The 20,981-nt window shown below is 44.2% G+C and carries 25 protein-coding genes and 1 pseudogene; 9 read left to right on the plus strand and 17 right to left on the minus strand.

What is annotated here, in order from left to right:
• Positions 1 to 131 precede the first annotated feature (131 nt).
• Positions 132 to 1,304: a phosphodiester glycosidase family protein gene (locus PBN151_RS16030; protein ID WP_021253283.1), complete on the plus strand. Its 1,173-nt coding sequence runs from the start codon at positions 132 to 134 to the stop codon at positions 1,302 to 1,304.
• 109 nt (positions 1,305 to 1,413) lie between these two features.
• On the opposite strand, the gene PBN151_RS16035 is transcribed toward PBN151_RS16030, so the two are convergent.
• The 7 genes from PBN151_RS16035 to PBN151_RS31345 all read right to left on the minus strand — a co-directional run bounded on the left by PBN151_RS16035 (position 1,414) and on the right by PBN151_RS31345 (position 5,561).
• Entirely contained in the window at positions 1,414 to 1,821 is a 408-nt protein-coding gene (locus PBN151_RS16035; protein ID WP_072729792.1) for a YtxH domain-containing protein, read from the minus strand.
• A 32-nt stretch (positions 1,822 to 1,853) separates the two neighbouring features.
• Positions 1,854 to 2,294, minus strand: coding sequence for a DUF948 domain-containing protein (locus PBN151_RS16040; RefSeq protein ID WP_028533839.1), 441 nt, complete (start codon positions 2,292 to 2,294; stop codon positions 1,854 to 1,856).
• 218 nt (positions 2,295 to 2,512) lie between these two features.
• Positions 2,513 to 3,160, minus strand: a complete 648-nt coding sequence (locus PBN151_RS16045) for a helix-turn-helix transcriptional regulator (protein ID WP_072729793.1) — start codon at positions 3,158 to 3,160, stop codon at positions 2,513 to 2,515.
• A 92-nt stretch (positions 3,161 to 3,252) separates the two neighbouring features.
• Positions 3,253 to 3,681 (minus strand): DUF86 domain-containing protein, encoded by a 429-nt coding sequence (locus tag PBN151_RS16050; protein ID WP_021253287.1) that lies wholly within the window; start codon positions 3,679 to 3,681, stop codon positions 3,253 to 3,255.
• A 179-nt stretch (positions 3,682 to 3,860) separates the two neighbouring features.
• The gene (locus tag PBN151_RS16055) at positions 3,861 to 4,238 is read right to left on the minus strand and encodes a cupredoxin domain-containing protein (RefSeq protein WP_021253288.1); all 378 of its coding nucleotides are present in this window, start codon (positions 4,236 to 4,238) and stop codon (positions 3,861 to 3,863) included.
• A gap of 191 nt (positions 4,239 to 4,429) precedes the next feature.
• Entirely contained in the window at positions 4,430 to 5,326 is an 897-nt protein-coding gene (locus PBN151_RS16060; RefSeq protein ID WP_065293618.1) for an AraC family transcriptional regulator, read from the minus strand.
• Between the two features lie 70 nt (positions 5,327 to 5,396).
• Positions 5,397 to 5,561, minus strand: a complete 165-nt coding sequence (locus PBN151_RS31345) for a hypothetical protein (protein ID WP_155987360.1) — start codon at positions 5,559 to 5,561, stop codon at positions 5,397 to 5,399.
• Between the two features lie 189 nt (positions 5,562 to 5,750).
• On the opposite strand from PBN151_RS31345, the gene PBN151_RS16065 reads away from it, so the two are divergent.
• Positions 5,751 to 6,005, plus strand: a complete 255-nt coding sequence (locus PBN151_RS16065) for a hypothetical protein (protein ID WP_021253290.1) — start codon at positions 5,751 to 5,753, stop codon at positions 6,003 to 6,005.
• Between the two features lie 251 nt (positions 6,006 to 6,256).
• On the opposite strand, the gene PBN151_RS16070 is transcribed toward PBN151_RS16065, so the two are convergent.
• Positions 6,257 to 6,988, minus strand: coding sequence for a CPBP family intramembrane glutamic endopeptidase (locus tag PBN151_RS16070; RefSeq protein WP_227774724.1), 732 nt, complete (start codon positions 6,986 to 6,988; stop codon positions 6,257 to 6,259).
• A gap of 174 nt (positions 6,989 to 7,162) precedes the next feature.
• Here PBN151_RS16070 and PBN151_RS16075 point away from each other — a divergent pair, with 174 nt between their 5' ends.
• Together PBN151_RS16075 and PBN151_RS16080 are read left to right on the plus strand one after the other, a co-directional pair.
• Positions 7,163 to 7,435 (plus strand): hypothetical protein, encoded by a 273-nt coding sequence (locus tag PBN151_RS16075; protein WP_072729795.1) that lies wholly within the window; start codon positions 7,163 to 7,165, stop codon positions 7,433 to 7,435.
• A gap of 17 nt (positions 7,436 to 7,452) precedes the next feature.
• Entirely contained in the window at positions 7,453 to 7,752 is a 300-nt protein-coding gene (locus PBN151_RS16080; RefSeq protein ID WP_227774726.1) for a hypothetical protein, read from the plus strand.
• A gap of 210 nt (positions 7,753 to 7,962) precedes the next feature.
• Here the strand turns inward: PBN151_RS16080 and PBN151_RS16085 are convergent, their stop codons facing one another.
• The 5 genes from PBN151_RS16085 to PBN151_RS16105 all read right to left on the minus strand — a co-directional run bounded on the left by PBN151_RS16085 (position 7,963) and on the right by PBN151_RS16105 (position 12,714).
• Positions 7,963 to 8,289, minus strand: coding sequence for a hypothetical protein (locus PBN151_RS16085; protein WP_072729796.1), 327 nt, complete (start codon positions 8,287 to 8,289; stop codon positions 7,963 to 7,965).
• A 3-nt stretch (positions 8,290 to 8,292) separates the two neighbouring features.
• Positions 8,293 to 8,895 carry a 4-hydroxybenzoate synthetase gene (locus PBN151_RS16090; RefSeq protein WP_072729797.1) on the minus strand — a complete coding sequence of 201 codons (603 nt, stop codon included), beginning with the start codon at positions 8,893 to 8,895 and terminating at the stop codon, positions 8,293 to 8,295.
• Positions 8,896 to 8,976: 81 nt separating this feature from the next.
• Positions 8,977 to 9,999 carry a bifunctional 3-deoxy-7-phosphoheptulonate synthase/chorismate mutase gene (locus PBN151_RS16095; RefSeq protein WP_175560733.1) on the minus strand — a complete coding sequence of 341 codons (1,023 nt, stop codon included), beginning with the start codon at positions 9,997 to 9,999 and terminating at the stop codon, positions 8,977 to 8,979.
• A gap of 52 nt (positions 10,000 to 10,051) precedes the next feature.
• Entirely contained in the window at positions 10,052 to 11,293 is a 1,242-nt protein-coding gene (locus PBN151_RS16100; protein WP_072729799.1) for a phenylacetate--CoA ligase family protein, read from the minus strand.
• Positions 11,294 to 11,370: 77 nt separating this feature from the next.
• Complete coding sequence (locus PBN151_RS16105) at positions 11,371 to 12,714, minus strand: phenylacetate--CoA ligase family protein (protein ID WP_072729800.1); 1,344 nt, start codon at positions 12,712 to 12,714, stop codon at positions 11,371 to 11,373.
• Positions 12,715 to 13,006: 292 nt separating this feature from the next.
• On the opposite strand from PBN151_RS16105, the gene PBN151_RS16110 reads away from it, so the two are divergent.
• The 3 genes from PBN151_RS16110 (at position 13,007) to PBN151_RS16120 (ending at position 15,338) form a co-directional block, all read left to right on the plus strand.
• A complete protein-coding gene (locus tag PBN151_RS16110) occupies positions 13,007 to 13,537 on the plus strand; it encodes a hypothetical protein (RefSeq protein ID WP_072729801.1) in 531 nt (176 codons plus the stop codon).
• Positions 13,538 to 13,613: 76 nt separating this feature from the next.
• Positions 13,614 to 14,975: a cell envelope integrity TolA family protein gene (locus PBN151_RS31960; protein ID WP_227774728.1), complete on the plus strand. Its 1,362-nt coding sequence runs from the start codon at positions 13,614 to 13,616 to the stop codon at positions 14,973 to 14,975.
• 150 nt (positions 14,976 to 15,125) lie between these two features.
• On the plus strand, positions 15,126 to 15,338 hold the full coding sequence (locus PBN151_RS16120) for a hypothetical protein (RefSeq protein ID WP_021259718.1): 213 nt from the start codon (positions 15,126 to 15,128) through the stop codon (positions 15,336 to 15,338).
• Positions 15,339 to 15,514: 176 nt separating this feature from the next.
• Here PBN151_RS16120 and PBN151_RS16125 read toward each other — a convergent pair whose 3' ends face one another.
• Positions 15,515 to 16,756 (minus strand): P1 family peptidase, encoded by a 1,242-nt coding sequence (locus PBN151_RS16125; RefSeq protein ID WP_227774730.1) that lies wholly within the window; start codon positions 16,754 to 16,756, stop codon positions 15,515 to 15,517.
• A gap of 477 nt (positions 16,757 to 17,233) precedes the next feature.
• On the minus strand, positions 17,234 to 17,587 hold the full coding sequence (locus PBN151_RS16130) for a hypothetical protein (RefSeq protein ID WP_052648887.1): 354 nt from the start codon (positions 17,585 to 17,587) through the stop codon (positions 17,234 to 17,236).
• Between the two features lie 241 nt (positions 17,588 to 17,828).
• Between PBN151_RS16130 and PBN151_RS16135 the strand changes: the two genes are divergently transcribed.
• Both PBN151_RS16135 and PBN151_RS16140 read left to right on the plus strand, forming a co-directional pair.
• Complete coding sequence (locus PBN151_RS16135) at positions 17,829 to 18,473, plus strand: TetR/AcrR family transcriptional regulator (protein WP_072729802.1); 645 nt, start codon at positions 17,829 to 17,831, stop codon at positions 18,471 to 18,473.
• A 101-nt stretch (positions 18,474 to 18,574) separates the two neighbouring features.
• Positions 18,575 to 19,987 carry an alpha/beta hydrolase family protein gene (locus PBN151_RS16140; RefSeq protein WP_072729803.1) on the plus strand — a complete coding sequence of 471 codons (1,413 nt, stop codon included), beginning with the start codon at positions 18,575 to 18,577 and terminating at the stop codon, positions 19,985 to 19,987.
• A 19-nt stretch (positions 19,988 to 20,006) separates the two neighbouring features.
• Here PBN151_RS16140 and PBN151_RS31965 read toward each other — a convergent pair.
• Together PBN151_RS31965 and PBN151_RS16145 are read right to left on the minus strand one after the other, a co-directional pair.
• Positions 20,007 to 20,109 (minus strand): annotated as a pseudogene (locus PBN151_RS31965) (CAP domain-containing protein); the annotation flags it as partial.
• A 148-nt stretch (positions 20,110 to 20,257) separates the two neighbouring features.
• Positions 20,258 to 20,971 carry a copper amine oxidase N-terminal domain-containing protein gene (locus PBN151_RS16145; protein WP_072729804.1) on the minus strand — a complete coding sequence of 238 codons (714 nt, stop codon included), beginning with the start codon at positions 20,969 to 20,971 and terminating at the stop codon, positions 20,258 to 20,260.
• Positions 20,972 to 20,981: the final 10 nt, after the last annotated feature.

A 20,981-nucleotide genomic window follows, 5' to 3' on the forward strand; every position in this document is an offset into this window, starting at 1 on the left:
ACGTACCTCGATCTTATCAGTAAGAAGGACAAGGTTCAAGTCATCTAGTACTGGCAAAACACGGTGCGAAACTTTTTGCTTCCAAAAAACGTCATTAATAGGTGGAGACAAATCAGAAAGGGTTGAAAAAGATGCAAACGGAGCGTTCTATCTCCAAACACAATAAGAATCGAGCGTTGCCTCCGCGCCACGCAATTCGGGCAAAACAGCGGACTAGCAATCCCAAGCAAGGGAAGCCGAGGAAGAAACGATCTGTATGGCGCATTCTGCGCATGGTTGCGGCTATCTTCATCCTAATTTGCTCCCTTGGCGCCGGATGGTTATTCCTGACCCCTTCCGGTACAGATATGCGGTTCTTGATTGCCGATACACTAATCACGACGCAGCATCGACATTGGGCCAAGTATATTATTGGTCAGGCCGAATTAGACAAGCGTGTCCAAGAGTATTGGAAGAACTTCGAGCGAATGGGAGATGAGAAAGCCACGATTGATATCAAGAAGCCTTCCATTGCTGAACAAACCAAAAAACCACTCATCGAATATAAGGAAGTAAGTGGTACAGGCGCTACCGGTGCTTCGTTCAGTGGGTATCTGATGATAGTGAACGATCCATCCAAAATTCGAATTGGCGTTCCCGGCAAGGCCGGAAGAGGCGAGAAGGTCTCTAGCATGGTAAAACGTACTGGTGCCCTTGCAGGAGTCAATGGCGGTGGATTCGCTGATCCGAACTGGGAAGGCAATGGCTTCAAACCAATCGGAGTCGTCATCAACGACGGCAAGTTATATTACAACGGAGTAGGCAAGAAAAATACACAAATTGTAGGGATAGATAAGGATGGGAAAATGGTCGCCGGCAACTTCTCGGTGAGCGAGCTGCTCGACATGGGGGTAAAAGAAGCAGTTACCTTCCAGCCTCGCATGATCGTGAACGGCAAGGGGCAAATCCGCAATCATGCGGACGGTTGGGGAATTGCACCTCGGACGGTAATGGGGCAGCGTGAGGATGGAGCAATTTTATTCCTTGTTATTGATGGCCGCCAGCCTCATAGTATCGGGGCCGACTTATACGACTGCCAAAAAATTATGCTCGAGAATGGCGCAATCATCGCTGCTAACTTGGACGGAGGCTCGTCTACTGTACTTGTCGAGAAGGACGGCGTCATCAAAAATTCACCATCAAGCCAATATGGCGAACGTTACTTGCCTACTGCATTTTTAATTTTTGAACATCCTGAAGAAGCGAACATCCCCAACATTTGGGAAGGGTTGAATCCGGGTGATATCGATCCATCCAAGTGGTAATCAACGTAATTAGACGTATTTGAAAACACAATGATCCCTACCATCTCATTGCTTTCGCATAAAGTGGTAGGGATTTTTAACAATAAACGCTGCTAATGTCTCCTTGCGGCTATTGTACTTCTTCCTTATTCTCCCCATCCTGCACGTTCACTTCCGCCTCTGCTTCCTCATTCCATTCCTCAGTCGGTTCTGCTGTCGGTTCTGCTGTCGGTTCTGCTGTTTGTTCAGCAGATAAGCTTGAAATGGCCGCGATTTGCGCCTCTTCTGAATTCCGCTGTTTCCATGAGCTGAAGCCTTGCTTGAAGGATGCAACCTTGCCCTTGGCGGATGAAATCAACTCGTCTGTCTGCTCTCCAACCTGCCTTGCCCACTCCTGTGTCCGTTCACTGACCTGCTGTGCACCCTCTGCAATATCTTTGCGCAGCTCGCGACCGCTCTTCGGTGCGAACAGCAATGCCGATACCGATCCAATCACACTTCCGATTAATGCACCTATCCAAAACTTCTTATTGCTCATCTTTCCTTCCTCCTCATCACTCAGTTCCCGGTCTATTTCTCCGAGCTAGGAGATGTAGACGAGCTAGGAGAGCGCCCAGATAGCTTCCCTTGAATGGAGGCCCATATAGAGCATCCTAGCTCAAATAGCTGGAGGATATCCGTCAATCGCTGCTTCCCTGCAGATTCCGTACCTTGCTGGCTAGCATGAGATATAATTCGCTCCAATGCATCATTTCCTCGTTGAATGATATCCCGGGCACGCTGCAATTCATGTGTCCACTCCTTGACCGTTCCTACTGTCTGTTCTGTTTCCTTCAGCACATCCTCAGCACGACGCGTCAACACTTGGAGCTGGTGAGCTAATTGCTTCCCTTCATCCAAACTAGCGTCTGCCTTCCCCAATGTGCGCATCCCACGGATAATCAGAACGATAGCAGCTATACATACAGCACTCCAAGCAATAGCAGCCAACAAGATGCTCCATTCCGTCATCGTCTCCCCTCCTTAGCTGTGAAATCAACCGGGCGCATGCCCATGTCGTATTGACAGTATAAGGAAGTTGGGCTCGTATTGACACAACCATGCCTGTACTTTTTGGGTATGCCTGTCCTGTGCAGCACAAAAAGACAGACCCCTGAGGGGTCTGCCTACATCTACCTAACATATGCAGGAATACGGCTGTGCAACGGTGTGCGCTGAACTCATTCCATTTATTCCTGCTTGTCTGTTCGAGGACGAATCTTGTACGTACAGCGCTGACCCCGCTCAGCAAGGCATTCTGTCCGTTCTACATCACTATTCAGTAAATCCCGGAACAATGCTAGTTCACAAGCACACGGTTCTTTATATTGCTGAGCGACTTGTGCGATCGGACAATTGTACTCATGCAGGAGCCAGCTTCCATCGTCTGCTTGCTCCGTCTCTACCATATATCCATTTGAGTCTTGGATGTGACCAAGCGCTTCTAATCGTGCTTCAAAATTCTTGCCTTGGACAAGGGGTGTGTATTTTTCCAGCATCGACTGTTTTCTGCCTTCGAACAGACGTTGGACACTATTCTCATCCTGCCAAGATTCCATTTCTTGAAGCAGATCTAATATAAGCTGATGATATTGCTTTGGAAATCGTTCGTCACCCGTATCAGACAAGCGATACATTTGCAAGGGACGACCCATCTGCTGACGAACCATTTCGGTATCCAGCAAATGATCCTGCTGCATGGCATATAAGTGCCGTCTTACCCCCATCTCTGTCATCTCCAGCTGCTTGGCAAGCTGAGCAACAGACATAGCTCCATTTGTCTTGAGTAAGCCCATAATCTCTTCACGTGTGGATAATTTGCGTACTGGTTGCTTCATGTAACCACCTTAACTTTGGTTGTCATCGTATCGTCATTGTATCGCATCACTCCCATACAGACAACAACCTTGCCTCAGATCCCATACATGAATTATTTCAGTGCCAGTTCTTTCGTTATGAAGTGGCGAACAGATTGAGCGAATTCTGGCAGCCATACAGGGAGGCTGGACAGCTGAGGATGTATCGCCCCTCTCTCCCAAGCGATATAATCTTGAACCAGCGCCCTGCGCAAGACAACAAGCTGAAGCAATGACGCATGAAGCTCAGGTGATACCGCTTGTTCCTGAGCAATAATCTCGACGATATCCTCATAGCTGCTCGCATCACGCATCAAGAATCCGTCAATAAGCAAGCTTCCGACATCGGTTATAATCTCGATCGCGATGTGCAGCGCACGTTCCTGCGCGAACGAACTATGTAGACTTCCGTCCCATTTCGCTATAATCTGCTCTACTGTCTGTATGAGATTCGGTATAAAATCAAGACGCTGCTCGATCTGCTCCATGTTCACGTAATACATTCGTTAGCCCTCCCTTGAGATGGTATTGCGTATAACGCGGAATGTCGACTTCTACTTCATCCCTCAAAGCCTAAGTCTTCCGTCCCATTACTACATTCGGCGTAGGTGATCAATCTCCTGTTCCTGCCTGCGGCATGAAAAAAAGGAGCTTGCCAGCCCCTTCTCTCAACTGAAACGTATTATTCTACAATAAGAACCGATTTCATATCATCATGGCCTGTTCCACACATAACCGAACATTGGATTTCGTATTTGCCTGGTTTCTCAAATACAACGTCCTTTTCCATTTGGCCATCCTTCAGATCAATGCCTAAATCTTTAATTTCAGCACCATGCAAGCCGGATTTGTTCACAAGCTTCATGCGAACCTTCTCTCCAGCCTTCACTTTATACTCCGGTTGGTCGAACTTAAAATCACTCGTTGCCACAAGCTTAACTAGAGTGACTCCCTCAGGAGCTGCCTCCTCGACCTCCGGCTTCGGCATATTGAACAGCATCAAGCCAGCGGCAAGCAGGCACGCAATGCTGAACAAAATGAACATAGCCCATTTCTGCATAACAGTTCTACGCCCCTTCGTCAGTTACATTCATCACTTCTCATATTACAAAATCTTTCCTATTTCTCTCAATACATTCTTGCAAATTTCGGAAGCAAATTTTGTAAATGTGACAATTCAATGAACATCAAATAGGTGTAAAATGACATCTCTTGTGTCTTGAGGAGAAGATATCCATGTAAAAAATAATATTACGCTTCTAGCTGTTCATTCGTATCTCGCAGTTCACTAGGTGACATTTGGAAGTGATCCTTGAATAGTCGATTGAAGTTGGACAGGTTGCGGAAGCCACTTTCTGCGGCAATCTCGATGATTTTTTCATTCGAAGAGGTTAATAACTGAGCTGCATATGTCAATCGAAGCCTGATGAGATAATCCAGTGGTGATGTGCCTACCGTCTGTTGGAACAACGCACTGAATCGGGATGGGCTTAAATGTGCCAAATCAGAGAGCTTCTTCAACGTCCATGGAAAGGCTAGTTGACCTTCCATTACGCGAATGACCTCTTTCACCGTCTGCACACCTCTAGATGGCGCAGGAGTATAGCTAGAGAGGGGTTTGCTAGCATATCTGCTAAGCAGCGTCAGCAGCCGCATGTATTGTGCTTGAACGATAGATACATAGCCAAACTCCCTCTGAGCCAGCTCTTGCTTCACATCCATCAACACTTCGGATAGCAATCCGCATTGCGGCATAGACCGATACAGGACATGTGGCACAGTTTGTCCGATACGATGTATTACGGAACTCATATCTTCGGCCCACCAACCATTCATCTGGTGAGGCGTCTCAAGATGAAACGCTTCCAGCAGCAGCTGATCTGTCCCGCATACCCGATGCAATTGCTGAGGTGGGATAAGCACAATGTCGCCCTGCTGGATCGTATACTGTGTTCCGTTAATGATATATAGGCCGTTGCCCCCAGCGACACGATTGATTTCCCAATGCGAGTGCCAATGCGCGAGGGTCACCCTTGGATGATTGCCATGCACCATTTGCTCGATTCTCGGCATCATCACGTTCTGCTGCTCGCCTCCCATTTCAACTGAAGCGTGGCCCGATGATTCTAAGTCAGAGTACCTTATCATATAATTATCAACCTCCTGGCATTCTGCTATGAATATAGAGGTGAACATTGGTTAAGATTATGAGAAAGGCTTATTTGCGTTTGTGTGAAGCGGAAATACTCTCAGCAAGTTTGGACACCCGCTCCTCCTGCTTCATCGTCATTCGCGCAAGTATGGAGTTAATTTCATTTTGAAGTTCGTTTCTCTTTTCAATTAGTTCACTAAGATGCTTGAATTCTGTGTCGTCTTCGTGCATGGTGGGCTCCTCCAATTTTGTCTCAAAGTCATTCGCTCACTATATGTATCACCATCTGCAAGACAAATGAAAATACTTAATTTTTGGAATATGGATTTTCCACCCTTCGTGAAGAAATAAATTGACAAACGAGCCCAAACAACATAATATGTTACTTGCAAAAAATTTAAGGATGCAGGTGAAGCCAACGTGACCTATGAACCGATTGTAAAGGAAAAAACGTTAATCGAACGCAACGATGCCGATAACCTTTATCAAGTAAAAGTAAAATTGCAAGATGGTACGCTATGCCGCGTCTTTTATAATCACGGTGCCAAACATGTTAGCAGACTGCTTACTATTCCATGCCCGATTTGCCGCAAGGATTTCATTTGCAAATGCATGAGTCGCTTCGCAGACCAACTTGACGAGCAGATCAACTTGCCTGAACTGCTGGCTAAGTAAATCGCACAACGATTCATCCGTTCGGATTCGTTCACTGAATATAAGCAGAAATACAAACTCTCTTACTGCTTCGTGCAGGAAGGGAGTTTTTGTTATGCCTTGCAGCATAAACTTCCAGCCCTTTTTCTCCTCTCAACAAAGCAACCTAATTATACCATTTATTCATTGTAAATTTGAATAACCCTCCATTTTCTAAAATTTTTTTTATCTTCCCTTTCCTAGCTGTGAACGCATGTTAGTACCGCTCGCGGCTATAAGAGCAGACCACTGAAAATCATAAGAACATTCATCCACGTATGCCAGACCACGACAGGAATGAGGCTGTTGGATTTGATCGTAATTCCTCCCAAATACAGCCCACCCAGCGCAAAGGCGATGCAAACGCCCCAAGGAAATCCAAGGGAATAATGCTGTAAACCAAACCCTGCGCTAGTCACAATCACTGCCCACTTATCACCTAATTGTTCAGAGAACCGGCTAAGAAGCACCCCTCGCCAGATGATCTCCTCCAACACATTTATGAATGAAAAAGCGAGCGCGAATAACCAAATCTCTTGCACGTGTCCCCATCCGTTTCGAATCACAAACGGCATAAAAGCTACAGAAGTCGCTGCAATTGCGACGGGCAAGAAAACCTTAACTTTGGATTGACGGAAGCCCGACCAAATAAATGGTATATCTATCCGCTCGTTCCAAAGCGGTTTTTTCGCATACAGCATAAAAGGTAATTTTTGAATAAGCGCTAAGACAAGCAAGGGAATGAGGATACAAATCAGTGACAATCTGTTGAGAAGGATATGCCATTCCTTGGGCTCCAAATCAATAATCCAATTTGAATTTATGAATAGGTATAGAGCAAATCCGACACCCAAACCTATCGTTGTCAGGAGAAATGATCGCATTGGCTTGTAAATGAAAAGCAATCCAGTACAGCATACCCACAAACTCATCAATATGTAGTTTTGCGTTTGCAGGGAGATCATAAGTGATCCAACCAGGAACAGACAAGCTACATTTCGAAATAAAGTGAAATTCATTCTTTATCCTCCTTATGGAATAGACAATCGTGGAATTACGCTGGAGGGTACTCATGTGTCCATATTATCGAGGCACTCCATACATATACTGGACTATTGTGAGAGGATGTGAGTATTGACATGGATAGGAAGGAAATGGGCTTTGCAGATCGTGTAATCTTTATTCTCGGACTAACCCTAGCCGGTGTACTGACATTTGTCCTTCTGGTCGGAGTCATTGTTGCAATATTAAAATTTTTCATGGAGAGAAAAGAACGAACCATCCAAGTTCAGCCAGCTCCAATGCTAAAGGATGATCCGAAAGCACCTTTGGAAAGTGTTTCGACAAGTGAGCAATTATCTGAAGAAAAAGAATTGCAACTCAATGATGAGCAAGAAAGACCACCGAATTAGATGATTTTAGAATGGAGATGACGCAATTGACAACGAGTAATCAAGGGATGTCGAAGTTCTTTAGTGATGTGAAGAACGGATTTTTACACTTCGCCAATACCTATTCCGTAGCGGTGAAAAGCGGCGCGAATGTGGCAGAGAAGCAAATTATTGAAGCGATGGAGGATGCGGATCAACCATCCGATATTCCTGCTGGAAAGCTGTTCGCAGCCGTTAAAATTGGCGTACAACATGCCAGTGAGCATTTGGTGAATTCAGGTATGGAATTCGCAGAACAAATGAAAAACAGTCAGAAAAGCAATATGGAGAGAAAGTGAATTTTGCCATCGCTACAATTAAATAAAAGGGTTGACTCTCTGTTTCGTGTTTTCTCCTCTCGGTTGATGAACGTACGTTATTGACCAGAGGTTTTTTTGAGTTGGACACGCATCTGCTACGAGAGCATGGTTTGAATTATTAAGAAAACATAGGACCACTTCCTTCAACGATAATAAGAAAGCAGTCCCTATTACATTTTCATGTATTTATTACTCTTTATTTTCCTTCTCTTTTGCTTTTTTTTCTTTTTCTTTTTCCTTTTTATCTTTTTCACGCTGCTCTTTCTCAATCTCTTTTTGTGCTTTTTCTTGCTCCTTTTGTGCCTTTTCTTGCTCCTTTTGTGCTTTTTCTTGCTTCTTTGCTTGCTCTTCTTCTTTTTTCTTAGCTTTTTTCTCAATCTCCTTCTGTTCTTTCAGTCTCTCCTTTTCTTTCTTTTCTTCCTTTTTCTTTGCTTTCTTCTCAAGTTTAGCTTGCTCTTTTGCCTTTTCTTTTTCCTCTTTATCCGTTGATTTCTGTTCTTTCATTTCCTCACTCATGTTTTATCCCTCCATTTTGGAATTGAGAACCTTGTTTACTCGGTATCTAATGACTTCTGGATTAAAATATTCAAGCATATGAATCCCTGGAAATACCTGAAAATAGATGTCATATCTCTTATAAGGGATTGTAGTGTGCAGATCAGGGATACGAAGATTGAGAGGCTTTCGGAACAGATCAACAGCCTCTTCTTCGCCCTTGAGCCCAGAATCAACCACTTTCCTATAGGATTGTAATCCCATCGAGCTGATTGCTTTGCCAATCCCCTCTTGTCTATGAGCAATACTCTCAAACAAAGAAGCGGGTACGTACTTTGAATTCACGATTGCAATATTGTGAGAAACGATAAAGTCACTTTTGTCGCTTATCAATAATGATTCTCTCAGATATAAAGAAGCGTCAGAGGAGTCCACTTGATAATCAGCAGGTACTTCATTCAATTGCTCTTGTCGAATGACCGTTACGAGCATCTTTTCATCCAACAAGGTTTCCAGCAAATCTGTTGTCCTTCCATCTGTCACTAATAGCAAATCGAAAATCAGTTTCTGCAAAAAGTCCAATGCTTTCCCCGCATACTGCGAGTCCTTGCCATCGGTATCTGTCATACAGTTACCTCCATTAGCCGTATGTCAGCTCGTGTTGATATATAACCTGTGTACAGCAACTTCTGGTATGATAACTTGCTGCTAACGATAGAGACCGGAATCGCGGAGACCCTGCAAAAAGGTGTGAAATTCGTCAAGATTCAACTGCTGCTTCGCATCAGAAAGTGCAACCTGCGGATTCGGATGCACTTCGACCATAATACCGTCCGCGCCAGCCGCTAACGCTGCTTTCGCGCATGGAAGCATAATATCCTTACGACCAGTCGCATGGGTAACATCCACGAGAACGGGGAGATGGGTCTCTTGTTTCAATATCGGAACAGCAGAAATATCGAGTGTATTACGCGTCCATTTCTCGTAGGTGCGAATTCCGCGCTCAATTAACATAACTTGGTTATTCCCGCTGGATAGCAAATATTCAGCCGCAAATACGAATTCCTCGAGCGTGGCGGAGAGACCGCGTTTCAACAAGACAGGCTTTTGAGTTTGGCCAACGGCTTTCAGCAAATCAAAGTTATGCATATTGCGGGCACCAATCTGAAAGATGTCAATGTAACGAGCTGCCGTGTCAATATGCATAGGGCTCATGATCTCACTGATCGTCACCATCCCCGTCTCATCAGCCACTTCCTTCATGATTTTCAATCCTTCTTCACCAAGGCCTTGGAAATCATACGGTGATGTTCTCGGTTTATACGCGCCTCCTCGTAAGACGGTAATGCCGGCATTCCTCATTGCGGAAGCAACGGTAAGCAGCTGATCTCTGCTTTCAATAGAGCAGGGGCCAGCGACGATAATAGGCGAAGAGCCGCCGATTTTAGTATGATTTACTTGAATAACGGTATCCTCACTCTTATGCTGGCGGCTAACGAGAAGCTTGCGCTCGGCAGGAGCCTCTTTTTTTATTTCAGGATTCGCCAAAGAATGGGTAGCAAGCTCTTTCAGTAGTTGTTGGTTGCCAACTGGCTCCGCATGTGAAATGCCCTGCTTATTCTTTTCTTGAACGATTTCCGCAGCCATTCGTGCACGTTCGTTCATCAGATCAAGCAATTGTTGGTTAATTCCATCCCATTGCGTAATTAATTGTTTCCATTTGTCGCTCAATACGAGTACACCCCTCTTTTTCACAATTGACTGCAGCCTTTCCCTCATCAGCTTAGATTTTATTTCGCTTCTGGATATATACCGGTTTGGTCGATGGCGCGTTATTCACGAGCCCAACTCGATCGAGAAGCGTTGCGTCGGTAATGATTTGAAGGGTGATTGGTAAATGAAGCTTTTCAGCTAATCGAGTTTGGATGTCCTCCCTACTCCATTGTCCAGCATCGTGCGAATCAAGAAGAACGTACAATCCCTCTTCTTGCTCCAATACCTTCCACGCATCTGGGGCAGGTGTCAACGAATAGACAGCTTCTTGGATGTCATAAGCATCTAGAATCGTATCACCGATTACGATTCGATCCTTACTTCTACCGTAATGCATCAACTTGCCCATTGCTCGCCCACAAACACACTTGGAAGGTTCGACGGAGATAATATCTTCATTAAAGTATCGCAACAGAGGAGAAGCTTGATGTGTGAGCGTTGTTATCGCCGCAAACCCTCTTTCCCCTTGAGCAACAGGGCCTGAACCATCTTCATGCAGCACTTCCACGTAAAAATCCTGCTCCACGATATGCATCGATCCATACTCACACATGGTTGCAATATTCGCGGTTTCAGTCGAACCATACATATTAAAAACGGGTACACCCCACAGCCTCTCGATATGCTCTTTGCGTTTCTCGCTCATTAACTCACCAGCAACGCATATAGCCCGTAGCGCTGGTAATTCTGTGTTCACATCCAAACCAATGAGACGCGCTGTCTCAGCCAGAAGCTCCATTTCGCGCGGAAGCCCCGCTAATACGGTAACTTGTAGGCGCTTCATAAGACTTAATACTCTCGGATATGGTGTAACTACCGTACGTCCGCTTGCAGGTACAACCCCTGCTCCTGTCTGCCAAGCAGCTTGCTGCATTAAGAAGGCGGGCAGCGCCAGGGCATACGGGAATCGAATCAGCACAAGATCATTCGCTGTTAATCGGACTCCGCATTCCTGAAGCTGTCTTCCGCCTACTCGCATATCTTCATGCGTGAACCAAGAAGCGGAAGGTTCTCCGGTTGTACCCGTGGATTCGTGGTATTGGGCAATCTTACTCATTTCGACAGCTAGGTGTCCGAAAGTACCGGCATTCCGGAGATCTTCTTTCGTTGTCAAGGGCAGTGTTTGAATGTGCTCCATCCCGATATCATCGATGTTATAGTTCGCTAATCGATCCTGATATAGAGGAGATTTTATTAGGCGTACTAATAAATTCTTGAACTTCTCCTCCCGCTCCCTCTGAATATCGGTCATAAGGGCACCTCCTCTCGGCGTAACACGGCGCTTTAGGATGGTTAATGCGAATCCTTGGCCCCATGCTCCTAGCTGTCTTACGTGAATATTCGCGTTGCTTTGCCAAAAGTCCGAGGAATATCATGTCTGATTTCCACTTCGCAATCAATGCCGATTCGATCCGTCATATGCTTCCGGATTTTCGTTGCCAATTGCTCATCTGTTAATTCCGTCCGAAACGGTTCGGCTTCAATCTTGAATGATCCCTGATTCAATTTGAAGTGATACCACATACCCACATCTGGAATTTCCATCAAAAATTGTTCTAATAGGAACGGTGAGTAGTCCTCATCCCCCAATCGAATCATGCTTTCCATTCTTCCTCTCAAATGAAGGACGTCCATCGTGAGACCGCAATCACATTTGGATTTCTGTAAATATCCGATGTCCCCACTGCGATAACGCACCATTGGCATGGCCTCGCGCAACAGCGTCGTTACCACAATTTCTCCCGTCTTGCCGTAAGGAAGCTTTTCCTGCGTAACTGGATTAATAATTTCGACTTTTACATGTCCCTCCATCACGTGATAACCTTTGTGCTCACTGCATTCGACCGCGACGACGCCACATTCGGTCGATCCGTAGAAGAAGGATACTTCGCATCCCCACCATTTTTCCAAACGCTCACGGAATTTATAGGAGCAGCCTTCACCTGTAAGCACTATTTTTTTCAATCGTATGTCTTCACCTATTTTGATGCCGAACCGCTCGCTTTCTTCAGCCAAAAGCGCCGCATAAGAGGGCGTCGTAGTCAGAACGGTAGCTTGGAACTCCTTCATCAATTCTAATGACTTATCGACGGGAGCCATGTAACCGCCTTTGCCAAGTGACAGTACTGCCGTTCCAAATGCAAACTGAAACAACCGCTGAAACCCAAGACCAGGCAGAGCAAATTCATAAGGCAAGGCGACGGCTACCACATCAACATCCGTTTCCTTAAATAATTCCAAATATTTCGGGAGCAAATCATAGACATACTGATCAGCTAACGAGTACGAGGTATAAATAGGCTTTCCCGAAGTACCGCTCGTAAGGTGAACCTGCCCGATTTCTTTCGGATCCACACATAAGATCTTCTGCTTATCGCCTCGAATGACGTCTTTATTCAATAGCGGTACATTTGTTAATTGCTCCAGGCTTTCAATCTCCGGCACTGTAAAGCCTGCTTCTTCCAGCTTTGAACGATAATATTCATTGCGGTCCCAAACATGAGCAAGCGTGGCGTTAATTGCTTGTAACTGATACTCTTCAATTTTTTGCCGAGGCAGCTTCTCAATGGTGCTTCCATCCTCATCCAATTTCGTGAAAAATGCTTTGAATTGTTCTAGATGGGATGTATGTTCGTCCACGGTTACCTTCATTTTATGGGTTTGTGCTTTCATAAAAATCCTCCTAACCATTTTCAGTCCACACCTGCGGCATGTTATTCGTCTAGCATTCTCTCAATGTTTTTTGTACTCCCCATCCCTCCAAGTCATCCTTATATGAAATGCAGGCAATGTCACCCTTGACTCGGACAACTGTATATCTTCTGAAAACTGATTTTTTCATCCAATCAATGCAGTAGGGACTCGCATATCGTAGCAATTATATAACCTTCGAAATCATGAGTTGTTGGCGTAGAGGGACTCGACTTTCAAATGAATGGCGAAGCAAATTGGAGGTTAGGCATACATGTCATCTGACAGCACTCCTGAAAAACAATTCAAGATCGCAAAAAAGCTTCTTCAAGATGGAGTTGATGGAGACAAACAGGCAGCGAAAAGAGCGCATGAGAAGCTTTTAAGGCTCCGTGAGACCCAGCCTCATCATGCGCTTATTGAAGCCTATTACGGTAGTTCATTAGCCCTCTTATCACGTGATGCCGTCAAACTTGTTGAGAAAGAAGAAAAAGCACTCGAGAGTCTGGAGGTATTGAATCAAGCAGTAGAAATGGATCCCAACGAAAAAGAAATTCGCCTCTTACGCGGAAGTGTCTGCCTGCATCTGCCGGAGTCTTATTTCTATTCTTCGAGAATAGCGATCGAGGACTTCACATTCCTCCTTGACCGTTATCAACAAGATTCAAATTACCTTACCCACAAACAAGTCAGAAGAGTACTTCGAAAGCTGAGCAAAGCCTACGAAAATAGCGGCAATCCCGTCAAGGCGAATGAAGTCTCACAGCGTCTTGCCTCCATGTATCCAAAGAAAAAAGATGATTAGAATCATGCAAGCGAGCAATGTGTTCATGCTGAGTACAGAGAGGATGAATTGAGTGACAAACCTTAATCCCAGCGATATGGAAGGCTCAGACTTAAATGAGACTTCAACATCGAGCGATGATCATGCTTCATTGACCGAATCTGTTCTAAATTCCGTGTCAGATCAGGTATCTACTCCGTCTGACCCGTTCAATGAAAGACTCACCCTAGCTATCCAACTGTATCTGGATGGCGTAGCTGGGAGTGCGGCTGCTGTTCAAGAAGCACATCAGATTTTAGAACAGCTTCACACCGATGATCCAGATCATCCTCTTGTTGGTGCTTACTATGGCAGCACCATGATATTGATTGCAAGAGATAAAACAGAGGCATCTGATAAATTGAAATGGTCAAAACAGGGATTGAAAATGCTCGACAATGCGGTAGCCGCCGACCCACACGACAGTACGATCCGACTGCTTCGCGGCAAGTCCTCTTACAATCTCCCAGAGCAGTACTTCCATCGGACGAAGACGGTGATTGAAGATTTCACCCACGTCCTCAATACACCATCTGACACGCTTGACACTGAAAAACAATTGGAACTCATCTATGAACTCGGTGAGGCTTACACTAAGATAGGCCAGAACCAAGACGCGGCTACGTACTTTAGAAAATTGGAGAGTCAAACACAAAATTCGGCATGGAAGCAGCTATCCAAGCAAAAGCTGCAAGAGCTAGAAGGAAAACCAGCAGTTGAAAAGATACCAAACAAAGGACCTTCTTCCATCTTGATTGAAGCTACTCGAACTGTAGGCAACGCCCTCCTTGCTTGGTTTGATAATGAAAAGGAGAATGAAAAAGCAAAAGAAAAGGCGGAAGAACGCGCGAAAAAACGTGCAAAAGAACGTGCAGAGAAACGGGCGAAAGATCGGGCGAAAGAACGTGCAAAAGAACGCGCGGAAGAACGGGCGAGAGAACGGGCGGAAGAACGGGCGAAAGAACGCGCGGAAGAACGGGCGAAGGAACATGTGGAAGAACGGGCGAATGAGCATGCGGAAGAACGTGTGAAGGAACATGTGGAAGAACGGGCGAATGAGCATGCGGAAGAACGTGTGAATGAGCATGTGGAAGAACGCGCGGAGGAACGTGCGAAAGAACGTGCGAAGGAACGTGCGAAAGAACGTGCGGAGAAACGTGTGAAAGAACGCGTGAAAAAACGTGTGAAAGAACGCGTGAAAAAACGTGTGAAAGAACGCGCGAAAGAACGTGTGAAAGAACGCGCGAAAGAACGCGCGAAAGAACGCGCGAAAGATCGGGCGAAGGATCGTGCGAAGGATCGTGCGAAGGATCGTGCAAAAAGACGTGCGAAAGAACGCGCGAAAGAACGCGCGAAAGAACGCGCGAAAGATCGGGCGAAGGATCGTGCAAAAAGACGTGCGAAAGAAAAAGCCAAATAGCTGGTGCATGAAATGGCCTTAGAAAAAGAAGAGAAATATCTCTCCTTCTAAACCACTCCTGATGTTAGTTCGTCGACGCTAGCAGTAAGTCGAATCCTATCAGACTATACCTCAGGGGGATAGCCGTATTATCGGAAGGGGGTGAGATACATGTCTGATAAACACAAAGAATTTTTCAAGAGTTTCCTTGATTCAACTTTAAAAAGCGGCGCTAACAACATCGGCAAACATCTTCTCGATGCAGTAAATGACGAAAACCAACCCGTTGATATTGTTTTTGGGAGAATCGTAACTGCCCTTAGGGACGGTGCCATTGCAACTGGCCAAGACGTGTTGCGAGCTCAACTTAATCAGGATAAGTAGTTAACTTGAATCACATGGAATTCCCTAAATGTTGCACTAATAGATAAGAGTGATAGGAATTTTACGTAAATAGTCCCATGTCTAGAAGGGGTTGTTGACAAAATGGGTTGAGGATCTTGTCCTCAGCCCATTTTTGCTGTTTGAATGAATAGTTTGGAAGTGATCGAAACCTCATTTCACTTCTTACTTTGTTGATGTTTCATTTCTGCTTGGGCTGCCTTTACTCCTCTGACGATGGCCTGCTCAAGCACCACCGCTGCGACGGTGCCGACTGCGGTCACGGCGGCATTACCAATAAGCCCGCTAGTATCGGTTCCGGTAGCTATGCAGAATACAGTGTCCCCATCACCTTGAATATGCACCGGGGAAATCGCCCGCGCCATTCCGTCATGGGCGAGTGTCGCAACCCTCCCTGCCTCGGCTTTGTCTAGTTTTGCAGTGGTTGCGATGACAGCGATGGTTGTGCTTCTGCTCCGGGTCGAGATCGGCATTGGTGGTATTCCTTCAAGAATTGCCCGAGTTTGGTTAACGAATTTACCATCAGGCTCGAGCGCCCCAGCTATGATATGATCATTATTCCAAATATCTCCGAGGGCATTGACGACTACAATAGCGGCTACTATAGGACCGCCCGGAATTTGCCAAGAGGCGGTTCCAACCCCGCCCTTCATCGGCGTACCGTAGATTTTCCCTACCGTCGCACCCGCTCCAGCACCAACACTGCCTTGCGCCACGGCACCGGACTTCGCAGCTTGTGCTGCCTTGTAGCCCAACTGTGCGTCAGGCCTGGGGGAGCCTTTCGCATAATAAAGGTCAAAAATAACAGCCGCAGGCACAGTAGGGAGCGGTCCAACATCTGTCGGGGTACCGTACCCATTCTCTGCAAGCCAGTTCACGACACCTGCTGTTGCCGCAAGACCGAAGTTGCTGCCGCCCGTAAGAAGAACCCCCTGTATAAGATCCGTTGAAGTTCCGGGTTTAATCGCATCTGTCTGTTCCGTACCCGGATAACCGCCTCTGACATCCACACCAGGAACTGCACCTTCAGGGTACAAAATAACCGTGCAACCGGTACGACCGCTTCTATCCTCTGCGTGCCCCACTAGGATACCCGGAACATCAGTAATACTCCCTTTGGCATGAACTTTTGTCCCCTGACCAATTAATCGGTTGGCACTCGGCCCAATCGGATGATTAAGTATGCTGTGATCATCTTGATATATCTTCTTTACGGGATTCTTCTCATTATTGAAAAAAATTTTATTGTTTTTTTCAGGTACCCCTTTGCCTCGATAAATCCCTGAATTCCTCATTCGAACTGGAAAACCCCAATATTTCGCCCTTCGAATAGCTTTGTCTGCGTTCCCGCGCTTCTCATCATACCTTGCATCCTCTGGCTTTATGATTTTCGCGGTCAATTTTGTTTTTTTCTATCCATTTTTTCAACTCCGATTTCATGCAGAATAGTACTGCTTAAAGCCTCATCTAATGACATTCATCTATAAATAATATGTTTGGGATGACAAACGTGCTCTGATAAAAACCAAAAAATCCACCTTTTCAGGTGGATGGACTTTTATATTTGGTTAGCCAAGGTGATCGCGCTCGCACGCAATGCTCGCTCCATCTTAAACATGAGCAAACCAACCATTCGAAATCCTTAATTATGTATTCATCTTGCTAGAACCGGATTTCCTAATTACTTTTCAGTCCATGTCCGAGAACCGCGACTATTCATCTGAAGGAAGTGGAGAAATGTGTCCGACATAAAGAACAACGCCTAAGATTGAAAACCCCACTTAGGCGTTTAAATTGAGCCAAGAACAATAACTGGCTTAGCGAACACATCTTTTCAAGAAAGCACCTAGATCGATAGAAATTATGAGAAGTCATCCTCATACGATTCTTGTTAATTCACTGTTAATTACTCGATGCGCGGCAACATAACGATCTTTCGGACTAATCCCAAACGATGCAAATTGAACTTTCGATTGATTTGTAATAAATTGAACTTCATACTGCTTCGTATTTCCCACAAAAAAGCTATTGAATGTGGATGCATTCGGTTTCACTGTAAATACAACGTTATGAATCAATTTCTTTTTTCCGTTTAATGCAAACACTTTGATTCTTACTCTAGCATTTTTATGTTGATGCTGGTTTATCGAGTTCACAGCAATATCTTTAGATACAATCTTGTCTTTCTCCGTTAGATTATTTAGCGGTCCAGTCGAATATTTTCGAATCATACATACTCTCCCTTTAATAAATTCAGATATTAAGTAAAAAGTCAGCCCTGTAATATCTTATTCATTCATGGGTTTATCCGATTGGACGATATCTTCTTCTTTATCATTACACAATTGAAAGTTGATCAAAGAAAAAGTGCCTCCGTGCTGAGTGACAGACTCCTATTAGGCCCAAGTTGACATAGCTGAGGGCTTCGCTTATCATTTAGATACATTTAAATGTATGTGTAGGAGAAATAAAATGGCCAGAAATAAATTTCCGGAAATTACACGAAAAAGAATTATGGAATCTGCAGTTAGACTATTTACGCTTAAAGGTTGGAACAACGTAACGATTCAGGATATTGTAGATGATGTAGGAGACATTACTCGAGGTGCTTTCTATCATCATTTCAAATCAATCTCAGACATCATTCAGTCCGTTACCAAAGAGATGATGATCCAGCAAGATGTTTTTACTCATATTGATGATTTAGAAAACTTAAATGCCTTAGATCGTTTAAGAAAAGGAATCACGTATTCGATTCTGCAAAGTATAAAAAACGGTGACCATTCGACCATTTCTCGCGAAATGATTTCAGCTGAGTTTGTTTTTAGTCGGATTACAGAAGGTATGAGAGTTGTTGCGCCAGGCATTCACAAAGTCATTGAAGAAGGTAATAAAGACGGTTCGATCCAAGTTGCGTATCCAAAGCAAACAGCAGAAATTTTTACAATGCTTTTTGATATCTGGATGAATCCAGGAATCTTTCACGTCAGCCGCGAGGAATTTGTTCAGAAAATTGAGCATATCGCCCTAATGTTTGAAAGAATTGGCATGCCTATAGTCAATGAAGAATTGAAAAATGTTTTTCTGGAGTTGTTTGATAACGTACAGGAACAATAAACTACATTGAGTAGTTTATTATTTTGCCATTTTACATTCAAATGAATGTAAAAAATTTTACCCGCATACATTCAAATGTATGTATATGAAATGGAGGTTCTATGGTGAGAAACTTAGAGATTATTTTTGTAGCTATACTGATCGTATCAAGCATCTTACTGCTTTTTAAGCAGCGTGGTGTTACCAAGTATAATGTCATCATTTTATCGGTTACTTATATAGCCTTATTTGCAACTATCCTTGCAATCGGGGCCAACTGGCGCTTGATACCCGCTTATATCGTAACAGTGCTTTTGACCCTGCAGGTTTTTATCAAACCACGCAACACGAATGTATCAAAAAAAAGGGGAGTGAGAATTTTAAAAGGGGCAGGTATTGTTGCCGCGGCTGCTGCCATGATTGCTTTACCGACGATTTTTCCCCTGCTCACATTTCCAAAGCCTACGGGAGAATATACGGTAGGTACGCAAGCCTTTCATCTTATTGATCAGAATCGAAAAGAATTTGTTGTTCCAAATAGTCAAGTATATCGTGAATTGATGGTACAGGTTTATTATCCAGCCGAAAAAGGGTCAGGCTCTCCTGCTCCTTATAATAAGAATATTGATGCATTAACGAAACAAATATCAGCTACACAGGGATTCCCTTATATCGCAACCACTCATTTGGGATTGACCGAAACACATTCGTTTACAGACGCCACACCCTTACAAGCAACAAAGAAATTCCCACTGTTATTGTTTGCACATGGTATGAGCCTATACAGTCAACAAAACACCTTTCAGTTGGAAGAGCTGGCGAGTCATGGTTATGTAATCGTTGCTCTTAACTTTACAGGCGATGCGGCAACAACCGTTTTCCCGGATGGAGATCGGGTTGATTTTACACCTATTGAAAATACAATCACTTTTTTAAACAATCGGATTAAACTTTGGGAGCAGGATGCCGCATTTGTGCTAGATGAAGTAACCAAAGCTGATTTTGACGATAAATTTAAGCCGATCGCTAAGTTAATAGACTATGACCATATAGGTATGTTAGGTCATTCTTTTGGTGGTGCCACTTCAGCACAAATGTTGGTAAAGGATGATAGAATCAAAGCTGCCATTGATATGGATGGCGGATTGTATGGTGACCCTATGCCGAAAGATGGTCCTGGAAAGCCGTTAATGCTGATGAATGCCGAGGCTTCGATTAAGCTTATGAAAGAGGCAAACAGCCGGGAACCAGGAAATCGGGATGAGTTGTTTGTGGAAGCCTACTTGAGAAATAAAACCATTGAAAAACCTGGCGTGTATACCGCAATAATTCCTAAAACGAGTCATGGCAGTTTCACTGACTTAGCAGCCGTTTCGCCGATCATTAATGAACCAGGAGCAGATGTACCCGCGATTTTTCAGTTGATTAACGAAATGTCACTGAGCTTCTTTGATAAAAATTTAAAGGGAATCACCGATAATAAAATGAACGAAATTAAGCAGAAATATCCTGAAATTAACTTAACTAGATATTGATTGTAGCCGTTTTGTATATGGATGTTGGTACGCCGTCCCGGACTGTTCATCCATTGGTTCATCACTTCGGCAGGGATCGTCTGACCTTTGGCGATGTTTTCTCCTGCGGAACTATAAGTGATTCACATCCTTTAGTTTGTACATTGAGGCGAAATGCTCCAAATTTGTCAGAAATAACTAGAGAAAGTACGCTGAAAAAAGGGAAACCCATAGCTTATAGGAAATTCCCCGATAAGCTATGGGCTTCATTACATATCATAAATATAATATTTATTCAGAAACATCTTGGAATGTTAAACCAGGGAAAACGGTATAATTCTTTAATTGGGTATCACTGATTATGTTTGCATAATCTATCAGGTATCCCTTGCTCATATATGGAGCTACATCAAAGTCCCATTCAGCCACAAATGGTGTGGATAAGTTCATGTAATGAACTATTTTTACACGTACTTTGTATTGGTCTCCATCGCTCCTACCTTCCCCTTTTCTTTTAGCATCTACTATTTTTTTAGCATCAACTATTTTCAACTCTAGAATGGAAGGATATACTCCTCCTCCTGGTAGTTCGACTGAACCGTTATTCAAGTAACTAGAGGCTATTGTTTTTTTCCAAGCTTCTTCATCCCTTGAATCATATGTAACGAAATACTTATTAATCAAAGATACGATGTCTGCCCATTGTCCCCCAGTTAGATTTAATTTTTCATTCCATAGATCAGGAGTAGAAGCCGAAGTACCGCTTTTCTGATTAATAATTACTGTTTGTTTTTTAGAATCCCAAGTCACATCAGCACCTAATGCCTTAGAAATCGTACTAATAGGAACCATGACTCTTCCGTCAACATTGCGAGGCGAAACGTCAGTAGGTACTGTTCGACCGTTTACAACAATTGAAATTTTCCCACTAGCAAATGCTCCCCCAATTAACAAAGAGGTAAGAGCAAAAACAAGTGATACAACAATGACCTGCTTTTTCATCATTTTAAACCTC

This window comes from Paenibacillus sp. NAIST15-1, assembly GCF_001894745.1.
GTDB lineage: Bacteria > Bacillota > Bacilli > Paenibacillales > Paenibacillaceae > Paenibacillus_B > Paenibacillus_B suaedae.

Coding starts and splice junctions, on each gene's coding strand:
- PBN151_RS16030 (WP_021253283.1), top strand. CDS start 132: ATGCAAACGGAGCGTTCTATCTCCAAACACAATAAGAATCGAGCGTTG.
- PBN151_RS16035 (WP_072729792.1), bottom strand. CDS start 1,821: ATGAGCAATAAGAAGTTTTGGATAGGTGCATTAATCGGAAGTGTGATT.
- PBN151_RS16040 (WP_028533839.1), bottom strand. CDS start 2,294: ATGACGGAATGGAGCATCTTGTTGGCTGCTATTGCTTGGAGTGCTGTA.
- PBN151_RS16045 (WP_072729793.1), bottom strand. CDS start 3,160: ATGAAGCAACCAGTACGCAAATTATCCACACGTGAAGAGATTATGGGC.
- PBN151_RS16050 (WP_021253287.1), bottom strand. CDS start 3,681: ATGTATTACGTGAACATGGAGCAGATCGAGCAGCGTCTTGATTTTATA.
- PBN151_RS16055 (WP_021253288.1), bottom strand. CDS start 4,238: ATGCAGAAATGGGCTATGTTCATTTTGTTCAGCATTGCGTGCCTGCTT.
- PBN151_RS16060 (WP_065293618.1), bottom strand. CDS start 5,326: ATGATAAGGTACTCTGACTTAGAATCATCGGGCCACGCTTCAGTTGAA.
- PBN151_RS31345 (WP_155987360.1), bottom strand. CDS start 5,561: ATGCACGAAGACGACACAGAATTCAAGCATCTTAGTGAACTAATTGAA.
- PBN151_RS16070 (WP_227774724.1), bottom strand. CDS start 6,988: ATGATCTCCCTGCAAACGCAAAACTACATATTGATGAGTTTGTGGGTA.
- PBN151_RS16075 (WP_072729795.1), top strand. CDS start 7,163: ATGGATAGGAAGGAAATGGGCTTTGCAGATCGTGTAATCTTTATTCTC.
- PBN151_RS16080 (WP_227774726.1), top strand. CDS start 7,453: ATGACGCAATTGACAACGAGTAATCAAGGGATGTCGAAGTTCTTTAGT.
- PBN151_RS16085 (WP_072729796.1), bottom strand. CDS start 8,289: ATGAGTGAGGAAATGAAAGAACAGAAATCAACGGATAAAGAGGAAAAA.
- PBN151_RS16090 (WP_072729797.1), bottom strand. CDS start 8,895: ATGACAGATACCGATGGCAAGGACTCGCAGTATGCGGGGAAAGCATTG.
- PBN151_RS16100 (WP_072729799.1), bottom strand. CDS start 11,293: ATGACCGATATTCAGAGGGAGCGGGAGGAGAAGTTCAAGAATTTATTA.
- PBN151_RS16105 (WP_072729800.1), bottom strand. CDS start 12,714: ATGAAAGCACAAACCCATAAAATGAAGGTAACCGTGGACGAACATACA.
- PBN151_RS16110 (WP_072729801.1), top strand. CDS start 13,007: ATGTCATCTGACAGCACTCCTGAAAAACAATTCAAGATCGCAAAAAAG.
- PBN151_RS31960 (WP_227774728.1), top strand. CDS start 13,614: ATGGAAGGCTCAGACTTAAATGAGACTTCAACATCGAGCGATGATCAT.
- PBN151_RS16120 (WP_021259718.1), top strand. CDS start 15,126: ATGTCTGATAAACACAAAGAATTTTTCAAGAGTTTCCTTGATTCAACT.
- PBN151_RS16130 (WP_052648887.1), bottom strand. CDS start 17,587: ATGATTCGAAAATATTCGACTGGACCGCTAAATAATCTAACGGAGAAA.
- PBN151_RS16135 (WP_072729802.1), top strand. CDS start 17,829: ATGGCCAGAAATAAATTTCCGGAAATTACACGAAAAAGAATTATGGAA.
- PBN151_RS16140 (WP_072729803.1), top strand. CDS start 18,575: ATGGTGAGAAACTTAGAGATTATTTTTGTAGCTATACTGATCGTATCA.
- PBN151_RS16145 (WP_072729804.1), bottom strand. CDS start 20,971: ATGATGAAAAAGCAGGTCATTGTTGTATCACTTGTTTTTGCTCTTACC.